The organism is Methylobacterium sp. J-067, assembly GCF_022829465.1.
Taxonomy (GTDB): Bacteria; Pseudomonadota; Alphaproteobacteria; order Rhizobiales; family Beijerinckiaceae; genus Methylobacterium; species Methylobacterium litchii.
The window spans coordinates 228,436-252,484 of sequence record NZ_JAKSXZ010000092.1 but is presented as its reverse complement, the minus strand read 5'-3'; the positions used below and the strand labels follow the sequence as shown (position 1 = coordinate 252,484).

The 24,049-nt window shown below is 71.0% G+C and carries 24 protein-coding genes; 10 read left to right on the top strand and 14 right to left on the bottom strand.

The genetic code is table 11. From position 1 onward, the window contains the following. Nucleotides 1-12 precede the first annotated feature (12 nt). From MKK52_RS10280 to MKK52_RS10270, 3 genes are read left to right on the top strand one after another with little or no spacing between them, the layout of a single operon-like run. Nucleotides 13-234, top strand: a complete 222-nt coding sequence (locus tag MKK52_RS10280; protein WP_243953686.1) for a polyhydroxyalkanoate synthesis regulator DNA-binding domain-containing protein — start codon at nt 13-15, stop codon at nt 232-234. After that, nucleotides 227-1,561 carry an efflux RND transporter periplasmic adaptor subunit gene (locus MKK52_RS10275; protein ID WP_243953685.1) on the top strand — a complete coding sequence of 445 codons (1,335 nt, stop codon included), beginning with the start codon at nt 227-229 and terminating at the stop codon, nt 1,559-1,561. The genes MKK52_RS10280 and MKK52_RS10275 overlap by 8 nt, the downstream gene beginning before the upstream one ends. A gap of 10 nt (nt 1,562-1,571) precedes the next feature. Continuing rightward, on the top strand, nt 1,572-4,706 hold the full coding sequence (locus MKK52_RS10270) for an efflux RND transporter permease subunit (protein WP_243953684.1): 3,135 nt from the start codon (nt 1,572-1,574) through the stop codon (nt 4,704-4,706). On the opposite strand, the gene MKK52_RS10265 is transcribed toward MKK52_RS10270, so the two are convergent. From MKK52_RS10265 to MKK52_RS10255, 3 genes are read right to left on the bottom strand one after another with little or no spacing between them, the layout of a single operon-like run. Then, a complete protein-coding gene (locus tag MKK52_RS10265; protein ID WP_243953683.1) occupies nt 4,682-5,302 on the bottom strand; it encodes a Smr/MutS family protein in 621 nt (206 codons plus the stop codon). The two genes, MKK52_RS10270 and MKK52_RS10265, sit on opposite strands and share 25 nt — an antisense overlap. Then, nucleotides 5,299-6,471: a murein transglycosylase A gene (locus MKK52_RS10260; RefSeq protein WP_409564650.1), complete on the bottom strand. Its 1,173-nt coding sequence runs from the start codon at nt 6,469-6,471 to the stop codon at nt 5,299-5,301. Before MKK52_RS10260 ends, MKK52_RS10265 begins: the two co-directional genes overlap by 4 nt. Before the next feature lie 12 nt (nt 6,472-6,483). Beyond that, complete coding sequence (locus tag MKK52_RS10255) at nt 6,484-7,191, bottom strand: Tim44/TimA family putative adaptor protein (RefSeq protein WP_243953682.1); 708 nt, start codon at nt 7,189-7,191, stop codon at nt 6,484-6,486. Between the two features lie 308 nt (nt 7,192-7,499). On the opposite strand from MKK52_RS10255, the gene secB reads away from it, so the two are divergent. Both secB and MKK52_RS10245 read left to right on the top strand, forming a co-directional pair. Next, on the top strand, nt 7,500-7,997 hold the full coding sequence (gene secB, locus MKK52_RS10250; RefSeq protein ID WP_243953681.1) for a protein-export chaperone SecB: 498 nt from the start codon (nt 7,500-7,502) through the stop codon (nt 7,995-7,997). A gap of 105 nt (nt 7,998-8,102) precedes the next feature. Beyond that, the gene (locus MKK52_RS10245; protein WP_243953680.1) at nt 8,103-9,335 is read left to right on the top strand and encodes an MFS transporter; all 1,233 of its coding nucleotides are present in this window, start codon (nt 8,103-8,105) and stop codon (nt 9,333-9,335) included. Nucleotides 9,336-9,389: 54 nt separating this feature from the next. On the opposite strand, the gene MKK52_RS10240 is transcribed toward MKK52_RS10245, so the two are convergent. The 8 genes from MKK52_RS10240 to MKK52_RS10205 form a co-directional block, all read right to left on the bottom strand. Then, on the bottom strand, nt 9,390-10,265 hold the full coding sequence (locus MKK52_RS10240; RefSeq protein WP_243953679.1) for an RNA polymerase factor sigma-32: 876 nt from the start codon (nt 10,263-10,265) through the stop codon (nt 9,390-9,392). Nucleotides 10,266-10,592: 327 nt separating this feature from the next. Then, complete coding sequence (locus MKK52_RS10235) at nt 10,593-11,189, bottom strand: CarD family transcriptional regulator (RefSeq protein WP_243953678.1); 597 nt, start codon at nt 11,187-11,189, stop codon at nt 10,593-10,595. A 462-nt stretch (nt 11,190-11,651) separates the two neighbouring features. Further along, nucleotides 11,652-11,990, bottom strand: a complete 339-nt coding sequence (gene fdxA / locus MKK52_RS10230; RefSeq protein WP_243953677.1) for a ferredoxin FdxA — start codon at nt 11,988-11,990, stop codon at nt 11,652-11,654. A 187-nt stretch (nt 11,991-12,177) separates the two neighbouring features. Next, nucleotides 12,178-12,453, bottom strand: a complete 276-nt coding sequence (locus tag MKK52_RS10225) for an RNA-binding S4 domain-containing protein (RefSeq protein ID WP_243953676.1) — start codon at nt 12,451-12,453, stop codon at nt 12,178-12,180. Between the two features lie 15 nt (nt 12,454-12,468). Beyond that, entirely contained in the window at nt 12,469-15,690 is a 3,222-nt protein-coding gene (locus MKK52_RS10220) for a helicase-related protein (RefSeq protein ID WP_409564649.1), read from the bottom strand. Between the two features lie 96 nt (nt 15,691-15,786). After that, the gene (locus tag MKK52_RS10215) at nt 15,787-16,059 is read right to left on the bottom strand and encodes a hypothetical protein (protein ID WP_243953675.1); all 273 of its coding nucleotides are present in this window, start codon (nt 16,057-16,059) and stop codon (nt 15,787-15,789) included. 11 nt (nt 16,060-16,070) lie between these two features. Further along, nucleotides 16,071-16,361: a DUF1330 domain-containing protein gene (locus MKK52_RS10210; RefSeq protein WP_243953674.1), complete on the bottom strand. Its 291-nt coding sequence runs from the start codon at nt 16,359-16,361 to the stop codon at nt 16,071-16,073. A 65-nt stretch (nt 16,362-16,426) separates the two neighbouring features. Beyond that, nucleotides 16,427-17,326, bottom strand: coding sequence for a DUF3108 domain-containing protein (locus MKK52_RS10205; RefSeq protein WP_409564648.1), 900 nt, complete (start codon nt 17,324-17,326; stop codon nt 16,427-16,429). Nucleotides 17,327-17,585: 259 nt separating this feature from the next. Here MKK52_RS10205 and rpmB point away from each other — a divergent pair, with 259 nt between their 5' ends. Both rpmB and MKK52_RS10195 read left to right on the top strand, forming a co-directional pair. Further along, entirely contained in the window at nt 17,586-17,885 is a 300-nt protein-coding gene (gene rpmB, locus MKK52_RS10200; RefSeq protein WP_243953673.1) for a 50S ribosomal protein L28, read from the top strand. A gap of 75 nt (nt 17,886-17,960) precedes the next feature. Further along, the gene (locus tag MKK52_RS10195) at nt 17,961-18,434 is read left to right on the top strand and encodes a DUF1348 family protein (protein ID WP_243953672.1); all 474 of its coding nucleotides are present in this window, start codon (nt 17,961-17,963) and stop codon (nt 18,432-18,434) included. A gap of 13 nt (nt 18,435-18,447) precedes the next feature. Here MKK52_RS10195 and cobT read toward each other — a convergent pair whose 3' ends face one another. The 3 genes from cobT to MKK52_RS10180 all read right to left on the bottom strand — a co-directional run bounded on the left by cobT (nt 18,448) and on the right by MKK52_RS10180 (nt 22,163). Next, on the bottom strand, nt 18,448-20,358 hold the full coding sequence (gene cobT / locus MKK52_RS10190; protein ID WP_243953671.1) for a cobaltochelatase subunit CobT: 1,911 nt from the start codon (nt 20,356-20,358) through the stop codon (nt 18,448-18,450). An 8-nt stretch (nt 20,359-20,366) separates the two neighbouring features. Then, nucleotides 20,367-21,350: a cobaltochelatase subunit CobS gene (gene cobS, locus MKK52_RS10185; protein WP_243953670.1), complete on the bottom strand. Its 984-nt coding sequence runs from the start codon at nt 21,348-21,350 to the stop codon at nt 20,367-20,369. A gap of 189 nt (nt 21,351-21,539) precedes the next feature. Further along, a complete protein-coding gene (locus MKK52_RS10180; RefSeq protein WP_243953669.1) occupies nt 21,540-22,163 on the bottom strand; it encodes a J domain-containing protein in 624 nt (207 codons plus the stop codon). 103 nt (nt 22,164-22,266) lie between these two features. On the opposite strand from MKK52_RS10180, the gene MKK52_RS10175 reads away from it, so the two are divergent. The 3 genes from MKK52_RS10175 (at nt 22,267) to mutM (ending at nt 24,004) form a co-directional block, all read left to right on the top strand. Next, nucleotides 22,267-22,545: a BolA family protein gene (locus tag MKK52_RS10175; protein WP_243953668.1), complete on the top strand. Its 279-nt coding sequence runs from the start codon at nt 22,267-22,269 to the stop codon at nt 22,543-22,545. A gap of 16 nt (nt 22,546-22,561) precedes the next feature. Next, on the top strand, nt 22,562-22,981 hold the full coding sequence (gene arfB / locus MKK52_RS10170; protein ID WP_243953667.1) for an alternative ribosome rescue aminoacyl-tRNA hydrolase ArfB: 420 nt from the start codon (nt 22,562-22,564) through the stop codon (nt 22,979-22,981). 78 nt (nt 22,982-23,059) lie between these two features. Next, nucleotides 23,060-24,004, top strand: coding sequence for a bifunctional DNA-formamidopyrimidine glycosylase/DNA-(apurinic or apyrimidinic site) lyase (gene mutM / locus MKK52_RS10165; RefSeq protein ID WP_243953666.1), 945 nt, complete (start codon nt 23,060-23,062; stop codon nt 24,002-24,004). The last annotated feature ends 45 nt before the right edge of the window (nt 24,005-24,049 follow it).

Below are 24,049 nucleotides of genomic sequence, written 5' to 3'. Positions count from 1 at the left end.
CGGCCAGCCGGGTTGACCGCATTGGGGGTGCGGATCGTGGCCAGGAAGCGGCGCCCACGGCGCCTGATCAATCGTTACGGGCAGACCCGGCTCTATGACGTCACGACCGGGGCCTACGTCTGCGTGGAGCAGCTCAAGGTGTGGCGTTCGGAGGGATTCGACGTGATCGTGCGCGAGGTCGAGAGCGGCCGTTACGTCACCGAGGCGGTTCTGCCGTCGGGCTTCGATGCGTGACGCGCCCTCCCTCCGGTACGGGCCGAACCCCGCCTCGCGCCCGCCGCCGCAGCGCAGCGCGACGCCGTCCTCCGCGTCCGTGAGCGCGCCGCGCCGCCGGAGCGGGTGGGGCCGGACGCTCGGGCTCCTGCTCCTCGCCGGGCTGGCGGGGGCCGGCTGGATCGAGCGCGATGCGCTGATGTCCTTCACCGGCTACGGGGCCAAGCCGGAGGCGCCGGCTGCGCAAGCCAAGGACAAGCCGGCCGAGGGCGATCCCGACACCGTGACCCTGGACGAGACGGGCCGCAAGCGGGCGGGCGTCGCGGAGGGCAAGGCGGTGATCCGCCGGATCGTGCTGCCCGTCCGCGCCCCGGGCACGGTGGCCTTCGACGAGCGGCGGGTGACGCATCTCAAGCCGCGCACGCAGGGCCGCGTGCTGAGCCTCGCGGTGCAGCCGGGGGACCGCGTCCATGCCGGGCAGGTGCTGGCCACCCTCGACGCGGCGGGCATCCTCGACGCGCGCAACGGCCTCGCCTCGGCCAACGCCGCCCTCGGGGAGGCGGTCGCCTCGGAGCAGGCCGCCGCGCTGCAGGTGAAGCGCGGGCAGGATCAGTTGTCCTTCGGCGGCGTCGCCAAGGCCGAGGTGGAGCGGCGGCAGGTCGATCTCGCCAAGGCGCAGGCGGCGGTGAAGTCGGCCCAGGCCAACGCGGACATGTACCGGGCACAATACGAACGCCTCGCCCCCGCCGAGGGCGCGGCGCCGGGCACGAGCGCCATCGTCACGCCCATCGCGGGCGTGGTGACGAGCGTGGGCATCACCATCGGCGACGTGCTCGACACCGCCCGCGACGCGATCACCGTGGCCGACCCGTCGCGGATGCTGGTCCTGGCGAACCTCTACGGCCCCGACATCGCCCGCGTGAAGACGGGGGACCAGGCCACCATCGAGGCGCCGATCCCCGGCCACGAGGCGTTCGCCGGCACGGTCGGGGCGATCAACGCCGCCCTCGACCCCGCCACCAACACCGCCCCGGCGCGGATCGAGATCGCCAACCCCGGCGACACACTGCGCGCCAACATGTTCGTCTCGGTGACGATCGCGGCCGACCTCGGCCGTTCGGGCGTGACGATCTCCGCCGCCGCGGTGCAGGAGACCGAGCAGGGCCCCATCGCCTTCGTCCGCACCGGGCCGGACACCTTCGTCCGCCGCGCCCTGACGCTCGGCATCCGCCGCGCGGATTGGGTGGAGGTCGAGGGCGGCGTGGCCGAGGGCGAGACCGTCGCGACCCAGGGTAGCTTCGCCCTCAAGGCGATCCTGCTGCGCAGCCTCCTCGGCTCCACGGATTGAGCGCCGCACCATGAAACGCTGGTTCGCGATGCTCGTGCGGCGCCGCCTCCTCGTCCTCGTCCTGGCGCTCGCCGGGGCGGCGGGGGGCATCGCCAACCTCCGGGGCCTGTCCATCGACGCGGTGCCGGACATCTCGCCGAAGCAGGTGATGGTCCTCACCCTCTCGCCGGGCCTCGGCCCCCTGGAGGTGGAGCGGCTGATCACCTTCCCCGTCGAGAACGCCATGGCCGGGGCGCCGGGCATGGAGGGCGTCCGCTCCGTGTCGCGGGCGGGCATCTCGGCGGTCTACGTGACCTTCCACGACGCGGTGCCGATCCGCGACGCGCGGGATCAGGTGTTCCAGCGCCTGCCGCTCGCCAAGAGCATGATGCCGGCGGGCGTCGGCGACCCGCAGATGGGGCCGATGGCGACCGGCCTCGGGGAGATCTACCAGTTCGAATTGCGCGGCCCTGCCACCTCGCCGATGGAGCTGAAGCGCATCCTCCAATGGACCATCGCGCCCAAGCTCAAGCTGACGCCGGGCGTGGTGGACGTGAACATCTACGGCGGGCAATTGCCGACCTACGAGGTCCAGGTCTCCTCCGAGGCCCTGCGCCGCTACGGCGTGACCCTCGCCCAGGTCTACACGGCGCTCCAGGACAACAACGCCGACGGCGGCGGCGCCTATATCGAGCACAACGACCAGCAATTGACGATCCGGGGCCTCGGCCTCGCCAAGGGGCCGGAGGATCTCGGCAACGTCGTCGTCACCACCGCCGCCGGCGGCATCCCGGTGCTGGTCTCGACGCTGGGCAAGGTAGTGCAGGCGCCGAAGGTCCGCCTCGGCGCCGTTACGCACGACGCGCAGGGCGAGACGGTCGTCGGCATCGCGCTGATGCAGTACGGCGAGAACGCCAGCGCCGTGGTCGAGGGCGTCAAGACAACCATCGACTCCCTTCGAAGCGAGCTGCCGCCCGGCGTCTCGATCGTCCCCTATTACGATCGCAGCGCCCTGGTGGACCGCACGATCCACACCGTGGCGCACAACCTCCTCGAAGGGGCGGCCCTGGTCATCGTGGTGCTGCTGCTCCTCCTCGGGAACCTGCGCGCCGGGCTGATCGTGGCGGCGGCGATCCCGCTCTCCATGCTGATGGCCTTCGCGGGGATGCGGCTGATCGGCCTCTCCGGCAACCTGATGAGCCTCGGGGCCATCGATTTCGGGCTGATCGTCGACGGCTCGGTGGTGATGATCGAGAACGTGCTGCGCGCGCGGGGCGCCCATCCCGACCGGCCGCCCCTCGCCGTGGTGAGCGAGGCCGCCGCCGCCGTCGCCAAGCCGGTGATGTTCGCGGTGGCGATCATCATCGTCGTCTACGTGCCGATCCTGGCGCTCCAGGGCGTGGCGGGAAAGATGTTCGTGCCGATGGCGCTCACGGTCATCCTGGCGCTCGGCGGCTCGCTGATCGTCACCATGACGCTGATGCCGGCGCTGGCCGCGCTCTTCCTGTCCGGCAAGGGGCTCGGGGAGCACGAGACCCGCCTCGTCCACGGGATGCGCCGCGCCTACACCCCGGTGCTGCGGCTCGCCGAGCGCCATGCCGGGATCACCCTGCTGCTGACGCTCTCGCTCTTCGCGGGCTCGTGCCTCCTCGCCACGCGGCTCGGCGGCGAGTTCCTGCCGCAACTGGCCGAGGGCTCCATCGTCATCACCTCGGAGAAGCTGCCGGGCATCAACCTCGACGCCTCGCTCAAGACCGTGCACCGGATCGAGGCGGTGCTGAAATCCTTCCCCGAGGTGAAGAAGGTCGTCTCCCTCACCGGCAGCGCCGAGATCCCGACGGACCCGATGGGCGTCGAATCCACCGACAGCTTCATCACCCTCACCGATCCCGCCACCTGGACGACCGCCGACAGCCAGGACGGGCTCGTCGCCGCCTTCGACAAGCGCCTGCAGGCGGAGGTGCCGGGCGTCGCCTATTCCTTCTCGCAGCCGATCCAGATGCGCATGGAGGACCTCCTCCAGGGCGTGCGCGGCGACGTGGCGATCAAGCTCTACGGCGACGACCTGAAGGTGCTGGCGAGCAAGGCCGACGAGATCGTGAAGGTGGTCTCCGCCGTGCCCGGCGCCGCCGACGTGAAGGCCGAGGCCCAGGCCGGGATGCCGACCCTCACCGTCGCGATCGACCGCGCCAAGGCCGCCCGCTACGGCATCAACGTCTCCGACGTGCTCGACGTGGTGAGGAGCATCGGCGGGCGTACCAGCGGCGTCGTCTATGGCGACGACAACTCCATCACCGACATCGTCGTGCGCCTCGATCCCGCCGACCGCAGCGACATCGAACGCATCCGCACCCTGCCGGTGGGCGGCTCGGGCAAGATGATGATGCCGCTCTCCATGGTGGCCAGCGTCGAGGTCGCCTCCGGCCCGGCGCAGATCAGCCGCGACAGCCTGCAACGGCGCATCTCCGTGCAGGCCAACGTGCGCGGCCGCGACGCGCAGAGCTTCGTGGACGCGGCCCAGGCCGCCGTGAAGGCGCAGGTGACGCTGCCACCGCGCTACTCCCTCGAATGGGGCGGCCAGTTCCAGAACCTGCAGGAGGCGACCGCCCGGCTGATCCTCGTCGTGCCGGCGGCCTTGGCCGCGATCCTCGTGCTGCTCGTGGTGATGTTCGGCGACATCCGCCTCGCCGGCCTGATCTTCCTCAACGTGCCCATCGCGGCGACGGGGGGCATCCTCGCCCTCTACCTGCGGGGCCTGCCCTTCTCGATCTCGGCGGCCATCGGCTTCATCGCGACCTTCGGCATCGCGATCCTGAACGGCGTCGTGCTCACGAACACCATCCACGACCTCGAACGCGAGGGGCTGAGCCCCCGCGACGCGGCGACGGAGGCCGCCGAATCCCGCCTGCGCCCCGTGATGATGACGGCCCTCGTCGCAACCCTCGGCTTCCTGCCGATGGCGCTCTCGACCAGCGCGGGGGCGGAGGTGCAGCGGCCGCTCGCCACGGTGGTGATCGGCGGCCTCGTCTCCGCGACGCTGCTGACCCTCGTGGTCCTGCCGGCGATCTACCCCTACGCCGCGCGGCTGCGCCTGCCCTTCCTGCCGGAGGCGGAGAGCCAGCCCGAGCCGGAGCCCGAGCCCTACCGCCGCCGCAGCCGGATGTAGAGGGCGCCGCCGCCGCCATGGTGGCGGGCGGCCTCCTCGAAGCCCAGGACGATGCCGCGCAATTCCGGCGAGCGCAGCCAGTGCGGCACGTTCCGGCGCAGCACGCCGCGCTCGCGATACGGGTCGGCATAGGTCTCCCCGCCCTTGCCGGTGACGACGAGGACGTAGCCGTGCCCCGCCGCCCGCGCCCGCAGGAGGAAGCCCGTCAGCGCCGCATGGGCCTCGGCCTGGATCATGCCGTGCAGGTCGAGGCGGGCCTCGATGGGCTGGCGCCCGCGCTTCAGGGCGATCCGCGCCTGCCGTTCGAGCCCCGCATGGGGCATCGGATTCTGCGGCGGCGCCTGATAGGGCGCGGCGGTCGCCACGCGGGGCGGCGGCGGCACGAAGGCCGGCGGGGCCTTGGCGGGCGCTCCCTTGAAGGGCGTCGCCCGGGGGCCGGGCAGGCGCTCCGGCATCGTGGCGGTGGAGGGCGCGGGGATCGGCTCCTCGGCCTGCGGGATCGGGCGGCCCTGCAGCGGCGTGAAGCGCTTGGCGACCTCGCGCCACAGGCGGCTGTCGCCGGAGGAGAGGCCGCGCGAGCGGCGCGGCGACTTCACGACCCGCCCCCGTGGCGCGGCAGCAGGACGACGAAGCCCACCGGATCGCGCAGGTTGCCGGCGGCGATGCCGGCCTGCGCGCCGCTGCCGACGAACAGGTCCCCCCGCGCCGGCCCAACGATGGCCGAGCCGGTGTCGGCGGCGATGGTCAGGCGTCCGCGCTCGCCCTCCCGCGCGCCCGGCAGGCGGCCCTCCAGCCAGAACGGCAGGCCGTAGCGCCACAGCGTGCCATCGACGGCGAGGCCGATGCCGGGGGAGAGCGGCGCGTTCGCCGCCCCTGGCGGGCCGAGGGTGGGCTCCTCGACCTCCGCGAGGCGGAAGAAGATGTAGGAGGCGTTCCGGCGGATGAGCCGCCTGGACTCGCCCGGGTGGTCGCGCAGCCAGCCCGTCCAGCGGGCCAGCGTCAGCCCTTCGAGGGGCAGGTGCCCCTCCTGCACGATGAGTTTCGCCACCGCCGTGTAGGCGCGGCCGTTGCGCCCGTCATAGAGCGCCCGCACCGCCCGGCCGTCCGGCAGGCGGATCCGGCCCGAGCCTTGGACCTGCAGCACGAGGAGATCGACGCCGTCGCGTAGCCACAGGATCGGCCGCGCCCGCTCGGCCAAGGCCCCGTCCTCGATAGCGGCCCGGTCGGGATAGGGCTCGAACCCCGATGCCGTGGCGCGGGCGGCGCGCAGGGCCGGATCGAGGCCGGGCCGCGTCTCGCCGGGGCCGAGGGTCACGAGGTCGTCCGGCCGGGCGAGGATCGGCGTCGTGAAGCCCGGCGCCTGTGTGAGGGAGCCCGGGAGTTCCGGCTCGAAATAGCCGGTGAGGAAGCCCGGTGTCCCGTCCGGGCGCACGATGCGATAGGCGGCGAAGGCGCGGCGGAAGAAGTCGGCGGCGCCCTGCGGCGGAACGGTGAGCGCCTTGGCGCAGGCGGCGATGAGATCGACGACGTTCCCCGTCACGCCATTCCGCTGGGGCGGCGCGGGCATGGGCGCGGCGCAGACGCGCCGGAACGCGGCGAGCGCCCCGGCCGGGTCAGGTCCAGGAAAGCCTGCCAAGTCGGCGATGGCGACGGGTTCGAGGCGTGCGCCCGCGATCTCGGCGGGCGCCGAGGCGGCCCGCGGCGCCAGAAGCGCCGCGGCTAGGGCGACGGAGGCGAGTCCGAGGCGGGCACGCGGAGGTCGCACGTCACCAGACGGTCAGGCGCCGGCCTCGGTGGCGACGAGTTGCCAGTTCGGATCGCGCGAGCCGAGGGTGCGCGCGAAGGTCCAGACATCCGGCACCTCGACCACCGTCTCCGCACTACCATCCACGACCTTGCCGTTGGCGTCGCGGGTGGCGGTGATGAGGTTGGAGAGGAAGCGCACCGTGATGTGGGCGACGCGGTTGCGCACGTCCACGGCGACGATCTCGGCCCGGTCGATGGAGACGAAGGTCGTCTCCAGGGTCTGCCGGTTGCGCTCGCGCTCGGCGATGGCCCGCTCGAACGCCTCGCCGACCTCCTTCGAGAGCAGCGAGCGCAGGGTCTTCCGGTCGCCCTTGGCGAAGGCAATCATGATCGCCTCGTAGGCGACCTTCGAGCCCTCAATGAAGGAGCGCGGCTCGAAGTTCGGCTCCAGCTGCACCACGGCCTCCAGGCCGCGCGCCACCTCGGAGCCCGGCTCGGCGATGCCGCGCCAGTCGCGCGGGGCAGCGGCCGGAGCTGGCTGGGCCACGCGGTCGACGCCGGGCAGGCGCACGACGTTGTCGCCGCCCCGGTTCTGCGGCTCCGTGCGGCTGCGCTCCACGGGCTTGAAGGGCGAGCGCTCGGCGCCGGTCTTCTGGCCGAGGACCGAGCGTAACCGCCAGATGACGAACACGGCCAGCGCCAGGAAGATGATCGTCGTTAAGTCGAAACCGTCCTGCATCACCGATCCGATTGCGGCCGTCCGCGCGTCTGTCGCCCCGCGCGTCTGGGCCCTGCCGTAGCGCGTCGTACGTTCACCCTTATCCGACCAACGCGCTCGGATCGAGCCGGTTGTTCGGGCAGTCCCGTTTGTGATGCGACGAACCCGCGCGACCGGTGGTTGAATCCTGTGCCGATCTCGCCCCGCCGCGTCGCTTGTCGGTTCCCTGTGGGCGTGATAGCCGCGCCGGAGGAAGGGCCTTGGGCGGCCCGTGCCAAGACAGTCTTCCGCCGTCCGCGCCGGACGTCAGATCGAGAAGGATGAATCCGATGGCCGATTCCCCGGCAGCCAACGGCAACGGCGGCGGCATGCCGCAGGGCGCCCCCACCATCAACGCCCTGGCGCAGTACGTGAAGGACCTCTCCTTCGAGAACCCGCATGCCCCGCGCTCCCTCCAGCCGAAGGAAGGCGCCTCGCCGCAGATCAACATCCAGGTGAACGTCAACGCCTCGCAGCTCAGCGAGACGGATTTCGAGGTCGAGCTGACCCTCGAAGGCGACGCCAAGATGGACAACGAGGTGCTGTTCGCCTTCGACGTGAAGTATGCCGGCATCTTCCGCATGCTGAACATCCCGGAAGACCAGATGCACCCGGCCGTGATGATCGAGTGCCCGCGCCTGCTCTTCCCCTTCGGCCGGCAGATCGTCGCCGAGGCGGTGCGCAACGGCGGCTTCCCGCCCCTGTACATCGACCCGATCGACTTCGTCGGCCTCTACCGGCAGAAGATGATGGAGCAGCAGGGCGCCACGGGTCCCCTCGCCTCCTGAGGTCTCGGGCCCGCCCCCACGGGCGGGCCACCTCGTCAGGGGTGCGAAAGCTTGACCGCACCGTCCGGGCGGCCCATGCGGGCGGCCCCACGGTAGTCGGACAGCATGCCCCCCACCGCCCACCTTTCCCTGATCAACCTCTTCATCGGCGACATCCAGGGAGGGCTCGGCCCCTTCCTCGGGACATGGCTGGCGCAATCGGCCCAGTGGGGCCCGGCGCGGGTCGGGTTCGTCGTCACCCTGGTCGGGTTCTGCACCCTGTTCCTGAGCGGCCCCTTCGGCGCGCTGGTGGACCGGGTGCCCCGGCCCCGGCTGCTGATCGGCGGGGCCTGCACCGCGATCCTCGCCGGCACGCTCCTCCTCCTCCCGGCCCGCAGCTTCTTCGCCGTGTTCACCGCGCAGCTCCTCGCGGCGGCGGGCGGCACGCTGCTCCTGCCCGCCGTGGCGGCGCTGACCCTGGGCATCGTCGGCAAGGACGGGTTTCCGAAGCAGCAGGGCCGCAACCAAGCCTTCAACCACCTCGGCATCCTGCTGGCGGCCGGCGTCATCAGCCTCGGCGCCCCCTTCGGCCCGGCCACGGCCTTCTACGTGCTCGGCGCCATGGCGCTCGCCGCCATCGTCGCGACGGTGACGACCCCCGCCAACGCCTGGAACCGCCGCCGGGCGGTGGGCTGGACGGAGGACGAGGAGGACGAGCCCGAGCGCTCCGGCATCCGGCAGGTGCTCGGCAACCGCCGCCTGCTGGTGCTCACCGTCGCGCTCACCCTGTTCAACCTCGGCAACGGCGGGATGCTGACCCTGCTCGGGCAGAAGCTCGTGGCGACCTCCGGCGACGCGACGGTCTGGACCGCCCGCTACGTGATGGTGGCGCAACTCGTGATGGTGCCGGTCGCCCTGTTCGCGGGGTCCCTGGCCGACCGGCGCGGACGGCGGCTCCTGCTGATGGTCGCCTTCGCCGTGCTGCCCCTGCGGGCGGTGATGTCCGGGCTGATCGACGATCCGTGGTGGCTCATCGGCGCGGAGGTGCTCGACGGCATCGCCTCGGGCATCGTCGGCGTCGCGGTGCCCGTGGTGGTGGCCGACCTGACCTGGGGCTCGGGCCGCACCCAGACGGCCCTCGGCAGCGTCAACGCGGTGCAGGGCGTGGGCGGCGCCCTGTCGGGCTGGTACGGCGGCCTCGCCTATGGATGGTTCGGCTGGACCGGGGCCTTCCTCGCCCTCGGCGTGCCGGCCCTCTTCGCCCTCGGCCTCGTGATCTGGCTCGATGCGACGCCGGAGCCCGGCCGCCGCCGGAAGCGCCGGGAGCGGCGCGCCTCCCACCAGAACCAGCCGGCCTGACATGACAAAGCCCGGCCGAGGGGCCGGGCCTTTTGGTTCCCGTCGCGCAGGGGATCAGCCGACGTAGGGGCTGCCGGTCTCGGCGGGGAAGCGGTCGGCCAAGGCGCGGCGGAGCTTCTCCAGGGCGCGGTTCTCGATCTGGCGCACGCGCTCCTTCGAGATGCCGAGGCGCTGGCCCAGGGCTTCGAGGGTCGCCTGATCCTCGGCGAGGCGACGCTCGCGCAGGATGCGCAGTTCCCGCTCGGAGAGGACGCCCAGCGCCTGCTGCAACCAGCCGAGGCGGCGCTCGCCGTCCACGGCCGCACCGACGGTCTCATCTGGAAGGGCTGCGCCATCCACGAGGAAGTCCATCCGCTCGGAGGCAGCGTCGCCGTCCTCGCCCACGGGGGCGTTCAGCGACATGTCCGGCCCCGAGAGGCGGGCATCCATCAGGGCCACGTCGTCCCGCGAGACACCGATGGCGCTGGCGATCCGGCGGTGGATCTCGTCGCCGACATGCTCTTCGGTGGATTGCATCAACCGAGCGCGCAGGCGGCGCAGGTTGAAGAACAGGGCCTTCTGCGCCGAGGACGTCCCGCCGCGCACGATCGACCAGTTCCGCAGGATGTAATCCTGGATGGAAGCCCGGATCCACCACGTCGCGTAGGTGGAGAAGCGCACTTCCCGCTCCGGCTCGAAGCGCGCCGCCGCCTCCATCAGGCCGACATGCCCCTCTTGAACGAGGTCGGCCATCGGCAGCCCATAATGACGAAAGCGCCCCGCCAGGGCGATGACGAGACGCATATGGGCCGAGATTAGACGGTGAAGGGCACGCTCGTCGCGCCTGTCCTTCCAGCGGACGGCGAGGTCGCGCTCTTCTTCGCGGGCGAGGAAGGGCGCCTCCATCGCGGTCCGGATGAATTGTCGACGAATTCCCGCGATTTCCGCCATCCCGCCTGCCTCTCTAGAACCGAGTGCTTGTGCGGCACCGGTCCCAATCGTCCGGCGCGCAAGGCGTCAGTCTGAGCGACGCCAAGCAACCGGTAACGGCAGCGCAAACGCGAAAGTTCCGCGCCCGCATCGCGGAAAGATGCTCGGCCGGACAAGAATCGCGATCAACTTTCCGAAAGATGGGTCGGTTCGCGCCGCTTTCCAGAGTCGAAAGACAAGTCCAGGGGGAAAAGTGACGCGGTTAACCATTTCGGGTGTGTGCAACGAAAAAGCCCGGCCATCACGGCCGGGCTTTTCCTCAACTCAATTAGAAGGTGAAACGACCTCTCAGGCCGCCTCCTCCTGGATGTCGTCACCCTCGGCTTCGCCCTCGCTCTCAGCCTCGGCTTCCGCCTTGGCCCGACGCGGCGACTTGGCGAGGCTCTGCTCGATGAGCTTCAGCGCCTCGGTCTCGGTGATGCGGTTCACCGAGGAGATCTCGCGGACGATCCGGTCCAGGGCGGCCTCGTAGAGCTGCCGCTCGCTGTAGGACTGCTCCGGCTGAGCCTCCGAGCGGAACAGGTCGCGCACCACTTCGGTGACGGCCAGCAGATCGCCCGAATTAATCTTCGCCTCGTATTCCTGCGCCCGGCGCGACCACATCGTCCGCTTCACGCGGGCGCGGCCGGTCAGGACGTCGAGGGCCTTCTTCACCACTTCCGGCTCGGCGAGCTTGCGCATGCCGACGGAGTTGGCCTTCGCGGTCGGCACCCGAAGGACCATCTTGTCCTTCTCGAAGGAGACGACGAACAGCTCAAGCTTGTATCCAGCGATCTCCTGTTCCTCGATCGCGGTGATCCGACCGACACCGTGGGCCGGGTACACGACGGCCTCGCCGGTCTTGAAGCCTTGCCGGCCTGCGGTCGTCTTCTTGGCTGTGGTCATGCGAGAAGGGCCTCCACTGACGCGCGACACGGCGGGCGCCTCGCGCGAAAAGCTGTTCCCGGGCGGACGACACCCGGTCGGATCGCAACTTCCCGGAACCGGCGCATGAAGAGCGCGACCCCGGAACACTCGCGAAGCCGGGCACGCGACATTGCCTTCCGCCGGGAGAGACCCGGCGGCCGAACACATGCAACCCCCAATGAGGGAAATGCGTTTCGGCGCGGAGTAGGCACGTCTGACGCGAGCGACGGCAGGCGGATTGTGTATCACAAACCGCGCCGGAATCAAAGCTCGCTCGAAGGCACGCGGGCGCCCGCAGCGCCTGCGCTCAGGGTTTTACACCGACGCGCCCGCCCGCCTAGGGAGGCGATGCAGGGCAGGTCTTCCGGCAGCGCACGGCCGTCCCGCAGGGTTCATGCGGCGGTGCGCCCGGTCCGGTCAATCACACAGATCAGAAGGCGATCAATCGCCCGTGCCGGCGTTCGGCGAGAAATGCGCGTCCAGCTTGCCGGAGACGCCGTCCCATTCCTTCGCGTCGGAGGGGGCGTCCTTCTTCTGCGTGATGTTGGGCCAGCTCTTCGCGTAGTCGGCGTTGAGCTTCAGCCACGTCTCCAGGCTCGACTCGGTGTCGGGCTTGATCGCCTCGGCCGGGCATTCCGGCTCGCAGACGCCGCAATCGATGCACTCGTCGGGATGGATGACGAGCATGTTCTCGCCCTCGTAGAAGCAGTCCACCGGACAGACTTCCACGCAGTCCATGTACTTGCACTTGATGCAGTTCTCGGTGACGACGTAGGTCATCGGCTCTCTAGGTCCTCAGGTCCCGCATCATCCGGATGGGGCACACGGCCCGCGCATCCGGGGCTGCGCTGGCGCGCAGGCGCTGTTGGTAAGCGTTGTCGGGAAGGGCTCTAGACTCTGCCTCCCCCACTGACAAGCGCGCCGACGCCGCTCCCCCGGCAGGACGTCCCCCTGTGGCAGCGCGTCATCACCCCGGCTCGCCGGTGATCGGCTCGTAGAGGCCCCTCGCCTCCTCGGCCGGGCCGCGCCGCGTCCCGAGATCGGCGACCCGCACGGCCATGGTGGCATGCGCCGCCGCGACCGTGACCACATCGCCGAGGCCCAGCGCCTTGGCCGGGTTGTCGCAGCGCGCCCCGTTCACCCGGACATAGCCGTCATCGACGAGGCGCGCGGCCAGGGTGCGCGTGCGAGCGAAGCGCGCGAACCACAACCATTTGTCGAGGCGCTGACGCCCCTCGCGCATCGCGCCTCCCGCCGATCAGCGCTTGTCGCCGCCGCCCGATTCCAGCTGGGCCTTGAGGGCTGCGAGCTTGGCGAAGGGCGAGTCGGGATCCGGCGCACGCTCGCGCCGGGGCGGACGCTGGTCGGGACGCGGCCCGCCATGGCGTTCCTGGCGCGGATCGTGCCGCCCCTCGCCGCGATGCTCCGGCCGGCGGTCGGGACGGCCCTCGTCCCGGCGCCGCTCGGGGCGCGGACCCTCGGGACGGTCGCGACGACGTTCGTCGCGGCCTTGGCCTTGGCCCTGGCCCTGACCTTCGGCCCGGCGCGGCTGATCGGAAGCCCCGGCCGGGGCGCCATCGCGGCGGCCACCGCGCGGACGGTTGTTCGGGCGGGCATTGGCCGGGCGCTGGTGACGCTGAAGCCGCCACACCTCGACCTGGGCAATCTCGGCAGGCGCGGCCTCCTCCTCGGCGGGAGCCTCGTCCGACGCCTCGGCGACGGTCTCGCCGTCGGCAGCGGCCTCCGCGACCGGCTCGGCGTCTGCAGATTTGGCCTGCTCGGGCTCGGCCGGGGTCTCGGCCTCGGCTTCGACGGCGGCGGGCGCGGTCTCGGGCTCCGGCGCGACCGGGGTCTCCGCCTGAGCGATCAGCGGATCGACCTCCGTCTCGGCGACCAGATCGTCGGACGGCGCGCTCTCGGCGGGCGCCTCGTCGGAGGGGGCTTCCTCCGTCGCGGCGTCGGCGTTGGCCTCGGGGGCCTCCTCCGGCGCTTCGGCGGCGACGACGGGCTTGGCCGGCTCGGTCGGGGCGGCGGCGAGCAGCGGCACGGTGATGGCCGGGCCGGGGCGCGACTCGTTGGCGTAGCCCAGGGATTTCAGGATCGAGGCGAAATCCTCGCCCGAGCAGCCGACCAGGGAGGTCATGCCGACCGTGGCGACGAACCCGTCGCCGTCGGCGCTGCCGTCCGGCGGGGCGCCCGGCGTCGTGCCAGGGCGGTAGGCGATGGCCGGGCGGATCAGGTCGGCGAGGCGCTCGAGGATGTCGACGCGCACCGCCCGCTCGCCGCAGACGCGGAAGCCGGCGGCCCGGTAGAGGCCCTTGGCGATCTCCTTGTCGACCTTGATCGAGGTGCGGCCGGAGCCGGCGAGATGGGCGATCTCGTCCAGGCCGCGCTGGTCGAGCCCGCCGTTGCGCAGGGCCCAGAGTTGGGCGGCCAGGGTGCGCGGCGCCGGCTTCAACAGGGCCGGCAGGAAGATATGGTAGGCGCCGAAACGCACGCCGTGGCGGCGCAGCGCGGCGCGGCCGTCCTGATCGAGGCTGCGCATCTCCTGCGCGACCTTCGAGCGCTCCAGCACGCCGAGCGATTCGACCACCTGATAGCCGATGCCCTTGGCGAGGCCGGTGAGGTCGGCGGCGGTCTCGATCTCCATGAGCGGGCCGAGGAGGCGCGTCACATGCGCCTTCAGCCACGCCTCGAGTCGGGCCTGGACCTTCTCGCGGCCCGCCGTGTCGAGGCTGTCATCGGCCAGGACGCGGATCTGCGGGGCGAACAGCTTGTCCCCCGGTACCAGGCGGCCCACCGGGGCGCCGGTCCAGCGGATCGTGCCGTCATGCGACAGCACGAGGGTCGAATCCGCCGTCGTGGCGAACCGCTCGGCCCGTGATTCGAACTCGCTGGCGAGCGCCTTCTCGGCCGCGCTGCGGAGCGTCTTGGCCTCGTGGCCTTCCGCACTCGCATCGGGCACGAACAGGAAGCCGTTCAGCTGGCCGACATGCTGACCCTCGACGGTGACATCCCCGTCGGGGGTAATTTGGGCTTCGAGCATCGTGTTCTCTCGTAGGCGTCGCATCAGGACGCTGGTGCGCCGGTCAACGAAGCGGCTCGCAAGGCGTTCGTGGAGGGCGTCCGACAGTCTGTCCTCTACCCGACGCGTTTCGCCCTGCCAATGTTCGGGGTCGCGAAGCCAGTCAGGTCTATTCGCGACGAATGTCCAGGTGCGCCCCTGCGCGATCCGCCGGGACAGGGTGTCGATGTCCCCGTCCGTCCGGTCGATCGACGCCACGTGCTCGGCGAACCACTGGTCCGGGATGCGCCCGGCCATGCCCTTCATCAGGAAGCGGTAGAGTTCGGCGACGAGGTCCGCGTGAACCTGCGGGTGCACCTTGCGGTAATCGGGCACACCGCAGACGTCCCAGAGGCGGCGCACCGCCGAGGGGCCGCGCGCCATGTCGCGGATGTCGTCCTCGCGCATCAGGATTTCCAACGCCTGCTGGTCCTCGCCCATGGGGGCGCGGGTCAGGCCCGCCTCGCGGGGGTGCTCGTCGAGGCTCGTCTGGAGGGCTTCCAGGCTCCCGAAGGAGAGATCCGGGTTGCGCCATTGCAGGATGCGCAGCGGATCGAAATCGTGGTTCTCCAGGCGCTCCACCAGTTCGGCTTCGAAGGGCTTGCAGCGGCCCGTCGAGCCGAACGTGCCGTCCGACAGGTGGCGTCCGGCCCGGCCGGCGATCTGGCCCATCTCGGCCGGGGTGAGGCGGCGGAAGCGGGTGCCGTCGTATTTCCAGCTCGCGGCGAAGGCGACGTGGTCCACGTCGAGGTTCAGCCCCATCCCTACCGCGTCGGTGGCGACGAGGTAGTCCACGTCCCCGCTCTGGTAGAGCTCCACCTGGGAGTTTCGCGTGCGGGGCGACAGGGCGCCGAGCACCACCGCCGCGCCGCCGCGCTGGCGGCGGATCAACTCGGCGATGGCGTAGACCTCCTCCGCCGAGAAGGCGACGATGGCCGTGCGCCGGGGCAGGCGCGAGAGCTTCTTCTCGCCCGCGAAGGTCAGCTGCGACAGGCGCGGCCGGGTGGTGGTGTGGACGTTCGGGATCAGGTCCTGCACCAGCGGCAGGATGGTCGAGGAGCCGATGAGCAGCGTCTCCTCCCGGCCGCGCACGTAGAGCAGGCGGTCGGTGAAGACGTGGCCGCGATCCATGTCGGCGGCGAGCTGGATCTCGTCGATGGCCACGAAGGCCACGTCGAGATCGCGCGGCATCGCCTCGATGGTGCAGATCCAGTAGCGCGGCCGGTCCGGCTTGATCTTCTCCTCGCCGGTCACGAGGGCGACCTTCTCTGGGCCGACCTTGGCGACGACGCGGAGATAGACCTCGCGGGCGAGCAGCCGCAGGGGCAGCCCGATCATCCCGGTCGGGTGCGCGAGCATCCGCTCGATGGCCAGATGCGTCTTGCCGGTATTGGTGGGGCCCAGGACGGCCGTCACGCCGCGGGCACGGGCGTCGCGGCGGAGGGAGCGCTGGGTGGGGCGAAGCAGGGCGTCGATGATCGGCTGTTCCTGCGGTCGGACGACCGGCTGCCCCTAATATGGGACGCTGCGCCCGCCCCTGCCAACCTGCGGCACGATGACGGGGTAGGCGTCGATCCGCACGTCCGCCTGCGGATGCTGCGGCTCGACGTCGGCGCAGAGAGTGTCCGGCACCGCCGTGATCGGCCCGCGCCGGGGCGGCCGGTGCTCGATCACCTGCGCCGAGGAGAAGGCATCGCCCCCGCAGGCCGAGCCTGCGGTGAGGGGCTGCGCCAGCGCCGGGGCGGCACTCAGGAGGGTGACGAGGACGGCAAGGCGCGGCAGCATGGGGGGAGCCTTCAGTCCACGCCCTCGACCAGCACCACTTCGCCGGTTCCGGCGGGCAGGCGCTTGGCGACGGCGGCTTGGTATTCCGGCGAATAATAGTAGGTCCGGGCGGCCTCGTAGGACTCGAATTCGAGCACGACGTTGCGCGGGCGGGCCTCGCCTTCCAGGGCTTCGCTGCGACCGCCCCGCACCAGCGGCTTGCAGCCGTAGAGCTTCATCGCCTCGGAGGCCATGGCGGCGTAGTCCTTGTACGCCTCCGGGTCCGTGACCGTCATGCGGACGATGATGTATCCCTTGGCCATGGCGTCTCCTCGGGCGGGCTCGGCCGCTCCACCGGGATAGGGCCGCCCCGCGCCGAAGGGAAGCGTCACTGGCCGGGCAGGCTCGCCTGGGCGAGGGCCGGGTCTCCCGCGCGTCCGGCGGTCTCGGTCTCGCCCGCCCGCGTCCAGCGGGTCGCCTCGATGATGTTGGTGCCGATCTCGGTGAGCACGGAGATGCGCAGGGGTACGAGGACCTTCGTGCCTTCGACCGGCGCGAGCCACACGGACATCTCGCGGTTGTCCTCCATGAACTTCACCCCCGGCCGGTCGTGTCGGTGGCCGGCGATCGCCCGGTAGCGGGCGTTGCAGACGAGGACCGGGCCTGCATAGCCGGGCTTCTGCACCTCGCGCGTCTCCGCGTAGCTCAGCACCACGTCGAAGCGTGTCGCCCCGTCGAAGAGCGGCAGGGTGCGGTCGCAATTGGCGGGGTCGGTGGGGGCGGCGCCCGCCTTCACCGGCATGACGAGGGCGCTCGCGGGGTCCATGATGCTGCGCTTCATGGCCGCCGTGACCGGCACCCGGTCCTGCATGTCCACGAGCGGCGGGGTGATCTCGGTCTGGACCACGTTGCCGTGGGCCAGCGCCATGCGCACGGCGATGCCGGAGCTGGCGGTGCGGGTGGCGATGGAGAAGGCGTCCGGCAGCGGGCCGGCGCCCACGCCCCCCGAGGAGCGCGCGGAGCCCTGGCCACCGGTGATGGCGCCGACGAGGCCGGTGAGCGTCGCAGAGACGTCCATCCGGTACGAATCGCGCTCGAAGGCACCCGCAAGCCGGGCGGTGCCGATCCGCAGGCCGGCGAGCGCGATGGCGTAATCGACGGAAAGGGAGGCGGGGGCGGCGGCGACCTTCGCCTTGCGGGGCCGCGCCTCCGCCTGCGGGGGAAGCATCCCCAGGGCGGCGGCGAGGGTCGCCGCGAGGAGGGGTCTGACCGGGATCGTGATACGCATGGTCCGGCTCGAAATCCTGGACCGCGCCGGCCGGGCCGCGCGGAATGGGCTTGGTTATCCCCGTGCCATGGTTAACAGAGGGTTCGGACGACGGCATCACCGGTCGAGCCTTGACGGGACGGCCCTGTGTCGCCTATAGCCCCCGCCTTCAACAGGACTCCGCCGGACCTGGTTTGACGCACGGGCGCAGCCCGCGGCGCGAAGGTTTGCGCAGGCTGCGATCTGGCCCGCGGCGGAACGAAACGGGATTATTCAAGTCATGGCGCGCCGCTGCGAACTCACCGGCAAGGCCGTTCAGGTCGGCCACCTCGTGAGCCACTCGAACCACAAGACCAAGTGCCGGTTCCTGCCGAACCTGTGCAACGTCACGCTCCAGTCCGATGCCCTCGGCAAGCGCGTGCGGATGCGCATCACCGCCCACGCCCTGCGCACGGTCGAGCACCGCGGCGGGCTCGATGCCTTCCTCGTGAAGGCCTCGGAAGGCGACCTGTCGCAGACCGCCCGTCTCCTCAAGCGCGAGCTGCACAAGAAGCTCGCCGAGGTTCCGGCCGCGGCCTGAGGCCCTTTTCGGATTGATCTGAAAGCGACCGGCGCTCACAAGGCGCCGGTCGCTTTCGTGTGTCCAGGATCCATCATGTCCGAGAGCCGTCCGCCGCTTCCGCCCTTCACCGCCGAGAGCGCCGCGAAGAAGGTTCGCGCCGCCGAGGATGGCTGGAACGGGCGCAACCCGGAGAAGGTCTCGCTCGCCTACACGGCCGACAGCCGCTGGCGGAACCGCGCGGAGATCTTCTCCGGCCGCGAGGCCATCGTCGCCTTCCTGACCCGCAAATGGCAGGCCGAGCACGAGTACCGGCTGATCAAGGAGCTGTGGGCGTTTCACGAGAACCGCATCGCCGTGCGATTCGCCTACGAGTTCCACGACGCGTCGGGCGCGTGGTTCCGGGCCTACGGGAACGAGAACTGGGAGTTCGACGCCCACGGCCTGATGCAGGCGCGGCACGCCAGCATCAACGACCTGCCGATCCGCGAGGACCAGCGCCTGTTCCACTGGGACCGCTCCGCCCCCCGCCCGGCCGACCATCCGTCGCTGAGCGACCTCGGCCTGTGAGAGAGGGCGGCGCCTAGCGCCGCCCGCCCGCCGCCATCCGCGCCGGCTGCCGGATCGGGACCGCCGCGCCGTCCTCCTCGAACAGCTCCGCCAGCTTCTCCGTCATCGCGCCGCCAAGTTCCTCAGCATCGATGATCGTCACCGCGCGACGGTAGTAGCGCGTCACGTCGTGGCCGATGCCGATGGCGAGCAGTTCCACCGGCGAGCGGGTCTCGATGTCCTCGATCATCCAGCGCAGGTGGCGCTCCAGATAGTTGCCGGCGTTGACCGAGAGGGTCGAATCGTCGACCGGCGCACCGTCCGAGATCACCATCAGGATCTTGCGCTGCTCGGGGCGGCCGAGCAGGCGCTTGTGCGCCCAATCCAGCGCCTCGCCGTCGATGTTCTCTTTCAGCAGCCCCTCGCGCATCATCAGCCCGAGGTTCTTCCGCGCCCGGCGCCAGGGGGCGTCCGCCGCCTTGTAGACGATGTGGCGCAGGTCGTTCAGCCGGCCGGGCGAGGCCGGCTTGCCGGCGGCGAGCCACGATTCGCGGCTCTGGCCGCCCTTCCACGCCCGGGTGGTGAAACCCAGGATCTCGACCTTCACGCCGCAGCGCTCCAGCGTCCGCGCCAGGATGTCGGCGCAGGTCGCCGCCACGGTGATCGGGCGCCCGCGCATCGAGCCGGAATTGTCGAGCAGCAGGGTGACGACCGTATCGCGAAAATTCGTGTCCTTCTCCTGCTTGAAGGAGAGGGGCTGGAACGGGTCCGTCACCACGCGCACGAGGCGCGCCGGATCGAGCTGGCCCTCTTCGAGGTCGAAGTCCCAGGCGCGGTTCTGCTGGGCGAGGAGGCGGCGCTGCAGCCGGTTCGCCAGCCGCCCGACGACGCCCTGCAGGTGCGAGAGCTGCTTGTCGAGGTAGCTGCGCAGGCGGGCGAGTTCGTCCGCGTCGCACAGGTCCTCGGCGTGGATCACCTCGTCGAATTTCGGGCTGAACACCTTGTATTCGGGGCCGCGCGCCTCGTTCGCCTGACGCGGCGGCGGGCGGGAGCCTTCGGCGGCCTCATCCGATTCGGCATCCTCGGCCTCGTCGGGCAATTCGCCGGAGGGGGCGTCGGCCTGCTCCTGCGCGCCCTCCTCGATGTCGTCCGAGGCTTCCTCCGAGGTCTCGATCTCGGCGCGGTCGCCTTGCGACTTCTCCTCCGAATCGCCCTCGCTCGGGTTCTGCTCGTCGTCCTGGGCGTCGTTCTCGTCGTCGTTCTCGTCGTCCTCCGGGTCGAAGGGCGTCTCGTCCGACATGTCGAGGGAGGTGAGGAGGTCGCGGATCGAGCGGGCGAAGGCGCGCTGGTCCTCGATGGAGCCGATGAGCCCGTCGAGGTTCGGCCCGGCCTTCTCCTCAATGTGCGAGCGCCACAGGTCCACGATCTTATTGGCCGCCTCGGGCGGGGCTTGGCCCGTCAGCCGCTCGCGCACCATGAGGGCGACGGCGTCCTCGAGTGGCGCGTCCGCCCTGTCGGTGATGGTCTCGTACTTGCCGCCCCGGTGGTAGCGGTCCTCCAGCATCGCGGCGATGTTGCTCGACACGCCCGACATCCGCCGGGAGCCGATCGCCTCCACGCGGGCCTGCTCGACCGCGTCGTAGATCGCCCGCGCCGGGGCGTTCTCGGGGGCGAAGCGGCGGTGCAGGCTCACATCGTGGCAGCCCAGGCGCAGCGCCATCGCGTCGGCGTTGCCGCGCAGCACCGCGACGTCCCCCGCCGACATCTTCCGCGGCGGCTCGGGCAGGCGGGCCTTGTCGCCCGTCAGCGCCGGCCGGTCGGTGGCGTAGGTGACCTCGATCTCGGCCTTGCGGGCGATGGCGCGCAGGCACCCCGCCACCGAGCGCTTCAGGGGCTCCGCGACAGGCTCGCGCCGCTCGCCGGGCTTGCGGTTGGACAGGGACATGCTGGCCTTCAGCTCAGGGCGACGTTCATCGCGCTCTCGGGCAGTTCCTTGCCGAAAGCGCGCTGGTAGAACTCGGCCACCAGGGTCCGCTCCAGCTCGTCGCACTTGTTCAGGAAGGTCACGCGGAACGCGAAGCCGATGTCGCGGAAGATGTCGGCGTTCTCGGCCCAGGTGATGACCGTGCGCGGGCTCATGACGGTGGAGAGGTCGCCGTTCATGAAGGCGTTGCGGGTGAGGTCGGCGACGCGCACCATGCGGCTGACGATGTCCCGGCCGCTGTCGCCCTTGTAGTGGGGCGCCTTCGACAGGACGATGTCCACCTCGCGGTCGTGCGGCAGGTAGTTCAGGGTGGTGACGATGGACCAGCGGTCCATCTGGCCCTGGTTGATCTGCTGCGTGCCGTGATACAGGCCCGACGTGTCCCCGAGGCCGACTGTGTTGGCCGTGGCGAACAGGCGGAAGGCCGCGTGCGGGCGGATGACCCGCTTCTGGTCGAGCAGCGTCAGGCGGCCCGAGACCTCCAGCACCCGCTGGATCACGAACATCACGTCCGGGCGGCCAGCATCGTACTCGTCGAAGACGAGGGCGACGTTGTTCTGCAGGGCCCAGGGCAGGATGCCGTCCTGGAAGGCCGTGACCTGCTTGCCGTCCTGCAGCACGATCGCGTCCTTGCCGACGAGGTCGATGCGCGAGACGTGGCTGTCGAGGTTGATGCGGATGCAGGGCCAGTTCAGCCGGGCCGCCACCTGCTCGATATGGGTCGACTTGCCGGTGCCGTGATAGCCGGTGACCATCACGCGGCGGTTGCGCGCGAAGCCGGCCAGGATGGCGAGCGTCGTCTCCCGGTCGAAGATGTAGTCCGGGTCGAGATCGGGCACGTGCTCTTCGGCTTCGGCGAAGGCCGGCACCTTGAGGTCGAGGTCGATGCCGAAGACGTCGCGGACGTTGACGGTGCGGTCGGGGAGCCGGGCGGGCGTATCGTCAGAGAGCATTCGGGACCTCTTGGAGCGCGGGGCAGCCCGGAAGGCCGCATCCGCGCAGGAGACGCTTGGGAGCGGATTCCGCAAGACGCGGAACCTTAGACGGCAGCGCGGGGACTCGCCACCGTGGGAACGAGACCCCTCATATAGAGCCGACCGGCCTCCGCTTCGAGCGGGGCAACGTGCATCCTTCGTGCCGCCTCAGCACATACCGGCGGCGCGCAGCACATCGTGGGCGCGGATGATGTCGCGCAGGCGCTCCTCGAACGACCGGTCGCCGCCGTTGGCGTCCGGGTGGAAGCGCTTCACCAGCGTCTTGTACTGCGCCTTGATCGCGGCGGTGTCGGCGGTGTCGTCGAGGCCGAGCACGTCGAGCGCCTTGCGCACGGCGGCCGAGCGGCGGGGGCGCTCCGGCTCCTCCGGCTTGGCGCGCCGGCCCTTCTCCCCCACGCCGTTGGCGCGCAGGATGCCCAGCGGATCGACATAGGCCCAGTCGCGGCCCGCCTCCTGCTCCGGCTTGGCGTCCGCCGTGCGGTTCACGCCCATGGCCCAGGTCGGGCGGTGCCCGATCAGCGCGTCCTTCTGAAAGGCCTGGACGGCGGCGTCGTTCATGCCGTCGAAATAATTGTACGAGGCGTTGTAGGCGCGCACGTGGTCCATGCAGAACCGGTAGTACTGCCCCTCCGCCTTGCGGCCCTTCGGCGCGCGGTAGAGCCCCGGATTCGTGCAGCCGGGCGCTTCGCACGCCGTGTCGGCAGCGGCCTTGGGCTCGTCGCAGGACGGCTTGATGCGGATGCTGTCGAACAGGCGCGAGTTGAGATCCATGACGGGCCGATTATGAGGGGGCGTATCGCCAACACAAGGGCGCTGGGCCTGATGACGCATGCGCGGGATCGGGCTTGACGGGGAAAGCGACGCAGGACGCGAGATGGCCGAAACGCTTCGGGACTGGATCGAGATGCAGCTGCGCCGTGAGTTGGCGCCCGCACACCTCGACGTGATCGATGAATCGCACCTCCATGCCGGCCATTCCGGGGCGCGGCCGGGGGGCGAAACCCACTATAGACTGGATATCGTATCGTCCGCCTTCGAGGGAAAGAGCCGGGTGGAGCGCCACCGCCTCGTCAACGGGCTGCTCGATCCCGCCTTCGCCCGGGGCCTCCACGCCCTGGCGATGCGCGCGCGCACCCCGGCCGAAGCCGCGTGATGGGAGGCCTCCGGCCGTGACCCTCGTCTGCACGCCGGAGATCGCCATCCCCGAGGCGGAACTGATCGAGACCTTCGTGCGCGCCTCCGGCCCCGGCGGCCAGAACGTCAACAAGCTCTCGACGGCGGTGCAGCTGCGCTTCGACGTGCGCCGCTCCTCGTCCCTGCCCAACGCCGTGGCCATTCGGCTGATGCGGCTCGCCGGGCGGCGCCTCACCGACGACGGGGTGCTCGTCCTCGTGGCGCAGCGCTTCCGCACCCAGGAGCGCAACCGGGCCGACGCCCGCGAACGCCTCGCGGCCCTCGTCGCGGAGGCCGCCGTGCCGCCGACGCCCCGCCGCGCGACCCGCCCGACGCTCGCCTCGAAGAAGCGCCGGCTGGAGGAGAAGACCAAGCGCGGCGCCACCAAGCGCCTGCGCGGCGCGCCGATGGACTGAAGCCCGCGCCCGCACGGCGCATTGCGGCCCGGCGCCGGGGCGCCGATATCGGCGGAACCACGCGAGACGCAGGACGACATGCCCGAATTGCCCGAGGTCGAGACCGTGCGCCGGGGCCTGGAGCCCGCCATGGTCGGCGCCCGCTTCAGCCGCGTGACGCTCCGGCGCCCGAACCTGCGCTTCCCCTTCCCCGACCGCTTCGCCGCCCGGCTCGAAGGGCGCGCCGTCACAGCGCTGGCCCGCCGCGCCAAGTACCTGACCGCGAACCTCGACAGCGGCGAGACGCTGATCATGCATCTCGGCATGAGCGGGCGCTTCGACGTGGCGATGCCGGACGGCAGCAACCTCTCGCCGGGGGATTTCTATCTGGAAGGCGCGCAGGGCGTACCGAAGCACGACCACGTGGTGATGGCGATGAGCTCGGGCGCCACGATCACCTACAACGACGCCCGCCGCTTCGGCTTCATGGACCTTGTGCCGAGCGAAACCCTCGAAACCTGCCGCCACTTCGCGAAGATGGGCGTCGAGCCCCTGGAGGGACTGACCGGCGCGGTGATCGCGAGCCTGTTCCGGGGCAAGATCACTCCGCTCAAGGCCGCCCTCCTCGATCAGCGGCTCATCGCCGGGCTCGGCAACATCTACGTCTGCGAGGCCCTGCACCGGGCGAAGCTCCACCCGGAGGCGCCGGCCGGCTCCCTCGCCAAGGCGGACGGGCGCCCCACGGCCCCGGCCAACGCGCTGGCCCGCGCCATCGTCGCCGTGCTGACGGAGGCGGTGGAGGCGGGCGGCTCGACGCTGCGCGACTATGCCCGCACCGACGGCACCGCCGGCGGCTTCCAGCACGCCTTCCGGGTCTACGACCGATTCGGTCTCACCTGCACTCGCGCAGGTTGCACCGGCACGGTGGCGCGAATGGTCCAGGCGGGCCGTTCCACCTTTTTCTGCGCCACCTGTCAGCCGTCCACGGCCGAAGCGGCACGACCTCGCGTTGCGGAACGGCAATTTCGCCACAAAAGTGGCTAGGGTCGCGCCCCACGACGCGACACCCTGATGTGGGCGGCCGCCCCC

Bases quoted from the DNA above. Each gene is read 5' to 3' on its own strand.
- MKK52_RS10275 (WP_243953685.1), top strand. From the start codon at position 227: ATGCGTGACGCGCCCTCCCTCCGGTACGGGCCGAACCCCGCCTCGCGC.
- MKK52_RS10270 (WP_243953684.1), top strand. From the start codon at position 1,572: ATGAAACGCTGGTTCGCGATGCTCGTGCGGCGCCGCCTCCTCGTCCTC.
- MKK52_RS10255 (WP_243953682.1), bottom strand. From the start codon at position 7,191: ATGCAGGACGGTTTCGACTTAACGACGATCATCTTCCTGGCGCTGGCC.
- secB (WP_243953681.1), top strand. From the start codon at position 7,500: ATGGCCGATTCCCCGGCAGCCAACGGCAACGGCGGCGGCATGCCGCAG.
- MKK52_RS10245 (WP_243953680.1), top strand. From the start codon at position 8,103: ATGCCCCCCACCGCCCACCTTTCCCTGATCAACCTCTTCATCGGCGAC.
- MKK52_RS10240 (WP_243953679.1), bottom strand. From the start codon at position 10,265: ATGGCGGAAATCGCGGGAATTCGTCGACAATTCATCCGGACCGCGATG.
- MKK52_RS10235 (WP_243953678.1), bottom strand. From the start codon at position 11,189: ATGACCACAGCCAAGAAGACGACCGCAGGCCGGCAAGGCTTCAAGACC.
- fdxA (WP_243953677.1), bottom strand. From the start codon at position 11,990: ATGACCTACGTCGTCACCGAGAACTGCATCAAGTGCAAGTACATGGAC.
- MKK52_RS10225 (WP_243953676.1), bottom strand. From the start codon at position 12,453: ATGCGCGAGGGGCGTCAGCGCCTCGACAAATGGTTGTGGTTCGCGCGC.
- MKK52_RS10215 (WP_243953675.1), bottom strand. From the start codon at position 16,059: ATGCTGCCGCGCCTTGCCGTCCTCGTCACCCTCCTGAGTGCCGCCCCG.
- MKK52_RS10210 (WP_243953674.1), bottom strand. From the start codon at position 16,361: ATGGCCAAGGGATACATCATCGTCCGCATGACGGTCACGGACCCGGAG.
- MKK52_RS10205 (WP_409564648.1), bottom strand. From the start codon at position 17,326: ATGCGTATCACGATCCCGGTCAGACCCCTCCTCGCGGCGACCCTCGCC.
- rpmB (WP_243953673.1), top strand. From the start codon at position 17,586: ATGGCGCGCCGCTGCGAACTCACCGGCAAGGCCGTTCAGGTCGGCCAC.
- MKK52_RS10195 (WP_243953672.1), top strand. From the start codon at position 17,961: ATGTCCGAGAGCCGTCCGCCGCTTCCGCCCTTCACCGCCGAGAGCGCC.
- cobT (WP_243953671.1), bottom strand. From the start codon at position 20,358: ATGTCCCTGTCCAACCGCAAGCCCGGCGAGCGGCGCGAGCCTGTCGCG.
- cobS (WP_243953670.1), bottom strand. From the start codon at position 21,350: ATGCTCTCTGACGATACGCCCGCCCGGCTCCCCGACCGCACCGTCAAC.
- MKK52_RS10180 (WP_243953669.1), bottom strand. From the start codon at position 22,163: ATGGATCTCAACTCGCGCCTGTTCGACAGCATCCGCATCAAGCCGTCC.
- MKK52_RS10175 (WP_243953668.1), top strand. From the start codon at position 22,267: ATGGCCGAAACGCTTCGGGACTGGATCGAGATGCAGCTGCGCCGTGAG.
- mutM (WP_243953666.1), top strand. From the start codon at position 23,060: ATGCCCGAATTGCCCGAGGTCGAGACCGTGCGCCGGGGCCTGGAGCCC.